The organism is Sulfurihydrogenibium sp. (assembly GCF_028276765.1).
Classification (GTDB): domain Bacteria; phylum Aquificota; class Aquificia; order Aquificales; family Hydrogenothermaceae; genus Sulfurihydrogenibium.
Genome location: NZ_JAPYVU010000063.1, coordinates 1 through 8466, shown reverse-complemented (window position 1 = coordinate 8466; position 8466 = coordinate 1). Strand labels below are relative to the sequence as shown.

At 33.2% G+C, this 8466-nt stretch carries 7 protein-coding genes, 1 pseudogene and 1 CRISPR repeat array; of the genes and pseudogenes, 3 read left to right on the top strand and 5 right to left on the bottom strand.

Annotated features, from left to right (window positions below):
* On the bottom strand, positions 1–1201 hold a 1201-nt coding region (locus tag Q0929_RS08310), incomplete at its 3' end, for an IS200/IS605 family accessory protein TnpB-related protein (RefSeq protein ID WP_299239730.1).
* A 455-nt stretch (positions 1202–1656) separates the two neighbouring features.
* Here Q0929_RS08310 and Q0929_RS08305 point away from each other — a divergent pair.
* The 3 genes and pseudogenes from Q0929_RS08305 to Q0929_RS08295 all read left to right on the top strand — a co-directional run.
* Positions 1657–3087, top strand: coding sequence for an FAD-dependent oxidoreductase (locus Q0929_RS08305; RefSeq protein WP_299239727.1), 1431 nt, complete (start codon positions 1657–1659; stop codon positions 3085–3087).
* A gap of 24 nt (positions 3088–3111) precedes the next feature.
* Positions 3112–3255: a hypothetical protein gene (locus tag Q0929_RS08300; RefSeq protein WP_299239724.1), complete on the top strand. Its 144-nt coding sequence runs from the start codon at positions 3112–3114 to the stop codon at positions 3253–3255.
* A 538-nt stretch (positions 3256–3793) separates the two neighbouring features.
* Positions 3794–4117 (top strand): annotated as a pseudogene (locus Q0929_RS08295) (hypothetical protein); the annotation flags it as partial.
* Between the two features lie 166 nt (positions 4118–4283).
* Positions 4284–4898: a CRISPR direct-repeat array (repeat unit 29 nt; unit sequence CTTTATAACCCACACGGTTCAGATGGAAC).
* 892 nt (positions 4899–5790) lie between these two features.
* On the opposite strand, the gene Q0929_RS08290 reads toward Q0929_RS08295, so the two are convergent.
* From Q0929_RS08290 to Q0929_RS08275, 4 genes are read right to left on the bottom strand one after another with little or no spacing between them, the layout of a single operon-like run.
* Positions 5791–6678: a slipin family protein gene (locus Q0929_RS08290; protein WP_299239721.1), complete on the bottom strand. Its 888-nt coding sequence runs from the start codon at positions 6676–6678 to the stop codon at positions 5791–5793.
* A complete protein-coding gene (gene cutA, locus Q0929_RS08285; protein ID WP_299239718.1) occupies positions 6666–6989 on the bottom strand; it encodes a divalent-cation tolerance protein CutA in 324 nt (107 codons plus the stop codon). Before cutA ends, Q0929_RS08290 begins: the two co-directional genes overlap by 13 nt.
* 13 nt (positions 6990–7002) lie before the next feature.
* On the bottom strand, positions 7003–7890 hold the full coding sequence (locus Q0929_RS08280) for a carbon-nitrogen hydrolase (RefSeq protein WP_299239715.1): 888 nt from the start codon (positions 7888–7890) through the stop codon (positions 7003–7005).
* A gap of 1 nt (position 7891) precedes the next feature.
* Positions 7892–8290: a secondary thiamine-phosphate synthase enzyme YjbQ gene (locus Q0929_RS08275; protein WP_299239712.1), complete on the bottom strand. Its 399-nt coding sequence runs from the start codon at positions 8288–8290 to the stop codon at positions 7892–7894.
* Positions 8291–8466 lie beyond the last annotated feature (176 nt).

Sequence of the window (8466 nt, the reverse complement as noted above, 5' to 3'; positions counted from 1 at the left end):
TATTATCTTCAATTTTTGCTATAGTGTATGATAGAAAGTCGGTATCGTTTAACAGCTCTTTGTAATTCTTTGGCAGTTTCTCTTTAAATCCCAATCCTCTTCTTGCTATTACGTAAGCTCCTGCTATATCTTTGTCTATGTTGTATTGTGGTGCGTATTTTAGTTTTCCAATTACTGACGTATATGCAGGATTGACTTTTACTAATTCTATTCCATTTCTTCTTGCTAAAACTTCTATTTTTTCTAATAATCTTTTATAGCTCCATTTTTGCATTCTTCTTCTTAATTTTGTAAATCCATCTCCTCTTTTGCCTTTTGGTAGTTTATTTAAGTTTTCAATAGATATTGCTTTTTTCTCTTCCTTTGCTATCTCTATTATCCTATGTGCTATTTGCCATTCTAAGTATTGTCTTTTTTCTGAGTTTACTTCTAATAATTCGTTTAAATTAATGCTTTGATATTTCTCTAAATTTCCGTCTTTACTTGCAAAAGCTAATGCTAAATGAAATGGATATGCGTTTACATCTATGCCTATTATTCCGTTGTCTTTCTTGATCTTTATAGGTGGTATTTTTTCTTCAATAGATATAAAAGCATATACATTGCCGTTTTTTACTTTTAGTCTGACTGAATATGGAAACCATTCTTCGTATTTGTATGCATTTTCCAGCATAAACATAAAATCTATCCATTTGTCATTTTTTCTTTTAACATCTCTAATTACCTTTGCATAGATATACTGTCTGTCTCCTATGTTTATTCTTAAGTAAAGCTCATTATCTATCCACTCAAATCTTAAATTTAGATTTCCCTGCTTTGATTTATCTCCTCTTGAATATAAATTTCCCTGCCTGCTTTCTTTCCATTTTGCTTTTAACTGTTTTCTTCTTTTTCCTGTTAAATGGTTTCTCTTTAGTTGCTCAAATACTTTTCTTGAGCCAAATACAAGCTTTTTTGGATTTTGACCTCTTTCTTTGCATGATGAGATAGTGGATTGTGCTAAGAGTATTGCATCATCTGAGTATCTTGTGTTTATGCTAAATAGTTTTGATAGTGTCTTTTTTAGATCTTTTCTTTTTTCGCCTTCCAATAATCTCTGGTATGCATATCTCATAGCAGATGAGAATCTACGCATTAAATCTAATATAGTTTCTCTATCTTGCGTATTTTGGAATTCAAGCAGGCATTGGAGTGTTGTCATCTTTAATCACTCTCTTTTCTTGCTATTTACAATTCTACACTTTTTTGTTTTTGTATTGTCAATATACACTTTTTTACACTTTTTTACAGAAAATAGCAACTGTTGTGCACCTCCTTTTTCGATATTATACGTCGGGTGAGAAATTCAATAAAAACAGGAGATTCTTCGCTGGCTACAGAATGACACCAATGGATTCAGAATTATACCATTAGATCGTTCTCCGTCATCCTGAGGACGTAAGTCCGAAGGATCTCATTCTTAAATTCTTATAAAAACCGCTAATTTCTCACCCCAAGGTTTCGATATTATTTATCATAATATTGATGAAAATCAATGATTTTTCTTATTATTTGTTTTTAAACTTGCCCTTGTTTTATCTCAGTTAGTTGTTGCTAACTAATGTTTATAGGTGTATGATAAAATTATTAAACTTTTTAAAAAATTTGGAGGTTGTCATGGCAAAAATTGTAATTGCAGGAAGTGGATTTGCAGGACATTATGCAGCACTTATTTTGGCAGACAGGCTCAAGCCAAAAAATGGTAATCACGAAATAACAGTGGTTACACCTAACGAAACTTTCAATTACATTCCATCTCTAATTTGGGTTGGTGTTGGCCAAATGCCAGTTGAGAAAACCCAGTTTCCACTAAAGCCAGTTTACGACAAATTTGGAATTAAGTATGAAAGAGCATTTCTAACAGAAGTTCATCCGGATGATAACTATGTTATGGTAAAGCCGGTTGGCTCTGAGCAAGAAAAAAGATTGGATTACGATTATCTTCTTGTTGCAACAGGTCCTAAGCTAAACTTTGATGCTACTCCAGGGCTTGGTCCGGATAAGGGCTATACGTATTCTGTTTGTACACCTCCTCACGCTGTAGAAACTGCAAAAGCTTATTTAGAACTTGTAAAAAGATTAGAAAAAGGCGATAAAGCTAAAATCGTTATCGGAACAGGGCATGGTACTTGTACTTGTCAGGGTGCAGGATTTGAGTTTATCACCAACGTCCATAATGACCTTGTTGATAGAGGATTAAGAGATAGGGTTGAATTAATATGGCTTTCTAATGAACCAAAGCTTGGAGACTTTGGAATTGACGGACTTGAAGCAAAAAGAGGTTCGTTGATCTTTACATCAGAAATGATGGCAGAAGCTATATTCTACGATTATGGAATCAAATACGAAATCAGAAGTCACGTTCATAAAGTTGATGAAAAGAAAATATACATTGAAAACTTAGACGGAGAGTTTAAAGAAATAGAATATGACTTTGCAATGCTCCTTCCACCATTTGCAGGACAACCAATTAAATGGATAGATAAAGATGGTAATGATATAAAAGATAAGATGTGTAACCCGGCTGGATTTGTAAAAGTTGATGCTGTATATGGAAAACCTTATGAAGAATTAGACGGTCCAGATTGGCCTAAAAAGTATCAAAATCCTATCTATAAAAACATTTTTGCAGCCGGTATTGCTTTTGCACCGCCTGGACCTTTATCAAAACCAGGCAAATCTCCAAATGGAACAATAATAGCACCAGCTCCACCAAGAACAGGTTATACTGCAGAGTTATCCGGAAAAGCAGCAGCGTTAAACATTGTTGATATGATTGAAGGAAGAGAGCCTCAAAATACAGCTTCAATGGCAGAAACTCCAGGATTATGCGTTGCTTCTATGAAAAATGGAATTTTTGATGGTATGGCAGGAACGATTGCAATCTTTCCGGTTGCAAGAAATAGAGCTAAATATGGTGAATACGGTAGAGATTTAGATTTATGCGTTGCAGAACCAGGAAAAGCTGGAGCATGGTTTAAACTTGGCTTACATTATGCATTCTTATGGAAACTGCAAGGTAAGCCTTTCTGGAAATTAATACCTTAAAAAATCAAAAGGAGGAATTAAAAAATGGCTCAAGCAAAATTTAGATTTTCAGATTCAGATAGAAGAAAAATGCATTCTTTAATATCTCAATTTTTTAGAGCTATAAGCTTAGCATTTCATTTCTTAAGATTAGTTAAAATAGGAGAGAAAGGATATAAAACTCACTAATAAATTTTGCCCCCATTAAGGGGGCTTTATATTGCTTACAAGTAATTATTCAAATGTGAGAGTCAATTTTGAAATCTTTTGCAATTACTGTACTATCAATTCTTGAATTGTTTATGTGTAATCAGTCTGTAAACCGCTATAATACTCGACACTCTCACTCCTTTACTGCTTGAAAATTTTAACTAAGTTTTGAAATTAATTAAACTTTTGTCTGCCACTTTGAGAATGTAAGCTCGAAGGACTCATTTTTTAGAAATGAATAAGTGAGAGTTAAAAAAGGTGTGGAGATTCTATACCGGCTGCAGAATAACAGAGTAGTAGTAGGCATAAAAAACAGAGATTCTTCTCTTTGCTTAGAATGGCGTAGAATTTGATGCGGATTTCTATAACACTCTCCAATTTGAATAAGACTGTTCCAAAATTATTTTCTATCTCAGTTAAAATTAAATACACAAAATCAAAAAATAAAATGTTTGCATGAGAAAAACAGGACAGTGCTACATAGCAGATGCTACAGGTTTTGCTTATGGAGATATTTGTAAACAAAGTAGATTTTATCAAAGGACCACCTTTTATAGCTGATAAAGGTTATGATTCAATAAGCGTAGTACAAAAAATCTTAGGCATTGGATTTATCCCTGCTATAAAGATAAAGAAAACTCTTAGAGTAAAAATAAAGCATCCATTGAGGCGGTTATCCAAGGAAAATAAAGAACAAAGCAAATTTAGTGTTTAGAGTTAAAAGAGAAGATTTTGGAATTTCTACATGATTTTAATTTGTGTATTTTTGTTTATCCTATCAGTTTTAATCTTGAGAAGAAGTTTTTTGATTTTTGGAACATGTTCAAGTTGGTCTTGGTAAGTGAGGACATTTTCGGCAAAACCTCTCTATCAAAAACTTTCTCAAAGCAACCCTACTTCCTCATAGACAGAACATAAACTCTGGAAAAATTTTTTTATTTAATTGCCAAAGTGTCTCGCATATCATTCTTTTAAAACGTCTCACATCTCACGTCTCACGTTTCACCTTACATAACCCACACGGTTCAGATGGAACTTACAAATCAAGAAAGAATAGCTTCATTTACTATTGCTTTATAACCCACACGGTTCAGATGGAACATTCGAAAAGAAACTACTGGAGTATTTAGATCCAGTCTTTATAACCCACACGGTTCAGATGGAACAAAGGAGGATTAATGATGGAACTTAAGTTTGAAGAATCTTTATAACCCACACGGTTCAGATGGAACTATAAAAAGTATCTTGAAAAGATTACAGCTAAAGAGACTTTATAACCCACACGGTTCAGATGGAACCGGTGGGAAATTTAAAAATTTAAAAGGAGGAGTGCTACTTTATAACCCACACGGTTCAGATGGAACGTGGATCTCTCAATAGATCTAGAGTGCTATTACTACTTTATAACCCACACGGTTCAGATGGAACTAAAGGCCTCGTCAGGGAAATTTTAAGCCTCTTGGCTTTATAACCCACACGGTTCAGATGGAACAGGAATTTTGGAGTTTCTACCTCCCTGAGGAGGTGGCTTTATAACCCACACGGTTCAGATGGAACCTAAATTTTCCATCTATTTATTATTGATCAGATCAGCTTTATAACCCACACGGTTCAGATGGAACCCGTTAACTTTTAACCCAAAAATAAAATCGCTTTTAACTTACTCTATCAATATTCTGATAATCATTATACCAAACTTTTAAAAAACCTGCAAGTTGAAGTTTTTTGCAGCAAACCTCGATATACAGAAAATATATTATTATATTTTATCCTTCAACTTCCCATCACAAGCCAACCGCTGAAAACCACAAACTCAGAAGCTCGCTGCAAATACTGCTCCTTAACTTCCCGATCTTAAAAAATTTTAAAATAAAAAATTACAAATTTTCAAAAAATTAAGCATTAAAGAATTCAAAATTAAAAAGTTTAATTCAACAAGTACTTACAACTACTTTTCAAAAAATCTCTTTCAAACCATTACTACACAAGCTTAAATCAAACATCAAAAAATAAAATCGCATTACCAATACCTTAGCTTCACTGACTGCTAAGTCATCTCACTAAGCCGACGAGCAGTCAAACAAAAATCACTAAGATATTGATAAACCAATCTCCAACGTCTCACATCTCACGTCTCACCTTTTCACGTAAAATAAGCTTGTGTGGGCTTACCTATTCAATTGCCAAGGTACAGTTAAAAAATTAAAAAGCTAATAATAATATACAAGAAAATTTTCTACCTGTCAAGCAGAAATTGAAGACTGTTTCAAAAAATCTGCACTGTCATTCTGAGCAAAGCAAAGAATCTCTTCCTTTCTTTTCAAGTCAAAAAATCAAAAAGGAAAGGTAAATTTACAAAAATTTTAGAACACCCTCAGCAGAAATCAAAAACGTTTGTAAAGTTTTTATAAGCTTACCCTTCAAATCTACAAAGCTAAAAAGCATCTTCTCTTTTCCAAAGAAAGTAGGAGCAGGAAAGAGAAGTAAGCGGTTTTTTTTACCCCTCAATACTGCTCATTTACTTTCTCGTTTTTCTTCAGATTTATTAATTTTTGAATTTTTAAATATTTCAAATAATTCCATAGGCAGTGGTAAAACTATAGTATTGGAGTTGTATTGACCGATTGTTGACAATGTTTCTAAGTATCTTAACTGCAATGCTATTGGTTGTTTAGCAAGCATTTCTGCAGCTTCTGTAAGCTTTTGTGCTGCTTGATATTCTGCCTCTGCTTGAATGATTTTTGCTCTTCTTTCTCTTTCTGCTTCTGCTTGTCTTGCTATAGCTCTTTTTAGTTCTTCTGGAATGTCTATTCTTTTTAATTCTACAGTTATAACTTTAATTCCCCATTGGTCTGTTTCTTGGTCTATTATTTCCTGCAGTTTTGAATTAATCTTTTCTCTTTGAGATAAAAGCTCATCAAACTCAGCTTGACCGCATACACTTCTTAATGTAGTTTGAGATATTTTAGATACTGCATACAAATAATTTTCTACATTTATAACAGCTTTGATAGGGTCCACAACTTTAAAATAGACAACTGCATCTACTTGGACAGATATGTTATCTTTTGTTATTACATCCTGTGGTGGAACATCCATCGTAACAACCCTTAAATCCACTTTAACCATCTTATCAATGAAAGGAATTAAAATAAACATTCCCGGACCTTTTGGTCTTCCTAAAACTCTACCAAGTCTAAAAATAACAGCCCTTTCATACTCATTAATAACTTTGACTGAAGTTGCCAAAAAGATAATGAACAATACAACTAAAACAGGTATAAATCCAGCCATAGAGAAAACACCCCCCAAACTTTGTACTATTAATATAACTTTATCAATTCCAACAATTGATAGAAACATTATAACAGCAAAAATTAAAAAGATCGTTAAGTTCTGCATGATACAGTCTCCTCAATCCATTTTAAATAATCTTCAAATCCATCAATAATTGGCAGTGCTATAATCTCAGGAACAGTATAACTATGCATCTTTCTTACTTCTTCTATTAATTTTTTAAATACGCTTTTTTTTGTCTTTATAATCATCAAAGACTCTTCTGCTTTTTCTACGCTTCCTTGCCAAAAGAATACAGAATTTACTTTTTCAACTATATTTACACATGCCACAATATGATTCTCTACTAAATAGTTTGCTATTTTTTCTGCTTCTTCCTTAGATGGGGTGGTTATTAGTACAACTATGTATTCCATACTTTCTCCTCCTTTAGTCAATAAATCTTTTTGTAATATCTTGATAACTGTCTATTCTTCTATCTCTAAAAAATGGCCATGTAGTTCTAACCGAATCTATGATTGATAAATCTACTTCACAAATGATGTTTTCTTCTTTATCTACAGAGCCTTTAACAAGAAGTTCTCCGTAAGGATTTGATACAAAGCTTTGACCCCAAAACTCTATTCCTTCATTTCCATCAGGGCTTTCTTCATAACCGACTCTATTAATCGCCACTACATAACAGCCGTTGGCTACTGCATGAGACCTTTGGATTGTTTCCCATGCGTTATACTGAGAATTTCCAAACTCTTCTTTTTCCGACGGAAGCCATCCTATAGCAGTTGGGTAAAATAGAATTTTAGCACCTGACAATGCGGTTAACCTTGCAGCTTCCGGATACCATTGGTCCCAGCAGATTAAAACGCCAATATCTGCATACTTTGTTTTAAAAGTTTTGTACCCAAGGTCTCCGGGAGTAAAATAAAACTTTTCATAAAAATGAGGGTCATCCGGGATATGCATTTTTCTGTATTTTCCAAGATAACTTCCGTCAGCATCAATTACTACCGCTGTATTGTGATAAATTCCTTCTGTTCTTTTCTCAAACAAAGATGCTATTATCACAACTTTTAAATCTTTTGCCATTGTTTGTAAGGTTTTTATAGTTTTAGAATTTTCGTTTATTTCTTCTGCAAGCTTAAAATAAGACCAATCTTCAACTTGACAGAAATATTTAGACTTAAAAAGCTCTTGAGTACAGATAATGTTAGCTCCATTTCTTGCAAGGTCTTTAATTTTTTCTAAGGTTTTTTCAAAATTTTCTTCTAAATCATCGCTACATTTCATTTGAATCAAGCCTACATTTACTTTATCCATCTTAACCTCTCAATATTTTTATATAAACTTTTCTATTTCTTGGTCCGTCAAACTCTGCAAAAAATACACCTTGCCATGTTCCAAGCAGTAGTCTTCCATTTTCTATAATAATATTTATGCTGTTTCCTGTGAGAATAGATTTTATGTGTGCAGCAGCGTTACCTTCCATATGTTTGTAATTATTCATCCATGGAACAAGCTTTTCAAGATGGTTTTTTACATCATCAACAACATCAGGGTCAGCATTTTCATTTATAAAAACACCGGCTGTTGTATGTGGGACATAAATAGTACAAATACCAGAGTCTACTTTACTCTCAGAAATAGCCTGATTTATTAAGCTGGTAATATCAATAAAATCTGTATGACTTTTAGTTCTTAGGTTAATGGTTTTTAACATTGCTTTTCAACCTTCAAGAAAAAATTTAGATATAAAATATATTAACATGATACGTCGGGTGAGAAATTAAATAAGAGTATGAGATTCTTCGCCGGCTGCAGAATGACGAATAAGGTTGTCCTTCCTTTAACACTTATTAATCAACCTTTTCCTGTCATCGTATATTAAGTATACCA

Excerpts from the sequence above, each read along its gene's own strand:
- Q0929_RS08290 (WP_299239721.1), bottom strand. The coding sequence starts at position 6,678 with ATGCAGAACTTAACGATCTTTTTAATTTTTGCTGTTATAATGTTTCTA.
- Q0929_RS08300 (WP_299239724.1), top strand. The coding sequence starts at position 3,112 with ATGGCTCAAGCAAAATTTAGATTTTCAGATTCAGATAGAAGAAAAATG.
- Q0929_RS08275 (WP_299239712.1), bottom strand. The coding sequence starts at position 8,290 with ATGTTAAAAACCATTAACCTAAGAACTAAAAGTCATACAGATTTTATT.
- Q0929_RS08305 (WP_299239727.1), top strand. The coding sequence starts at position 1,657 with ATGGCAAAAATTGTAATTGCAGGAAGTGGATTTGCAGGACATTATGCA.
- Q0929_RS08280 (WP_299239715.1), bottom strand. The coding sequence starts at position 7,890 with ATGGATAAAGTAAATGTAGGCTTGATTCAAATGAAATGTAGCGATGAT.
- cutA (WP_299239718.1), bottom strand. The coding sequence starts at position 6,989 with ATGGAATACATAGTTGTACTAATAACCACCCCATCTAAGGAAGAAGCA.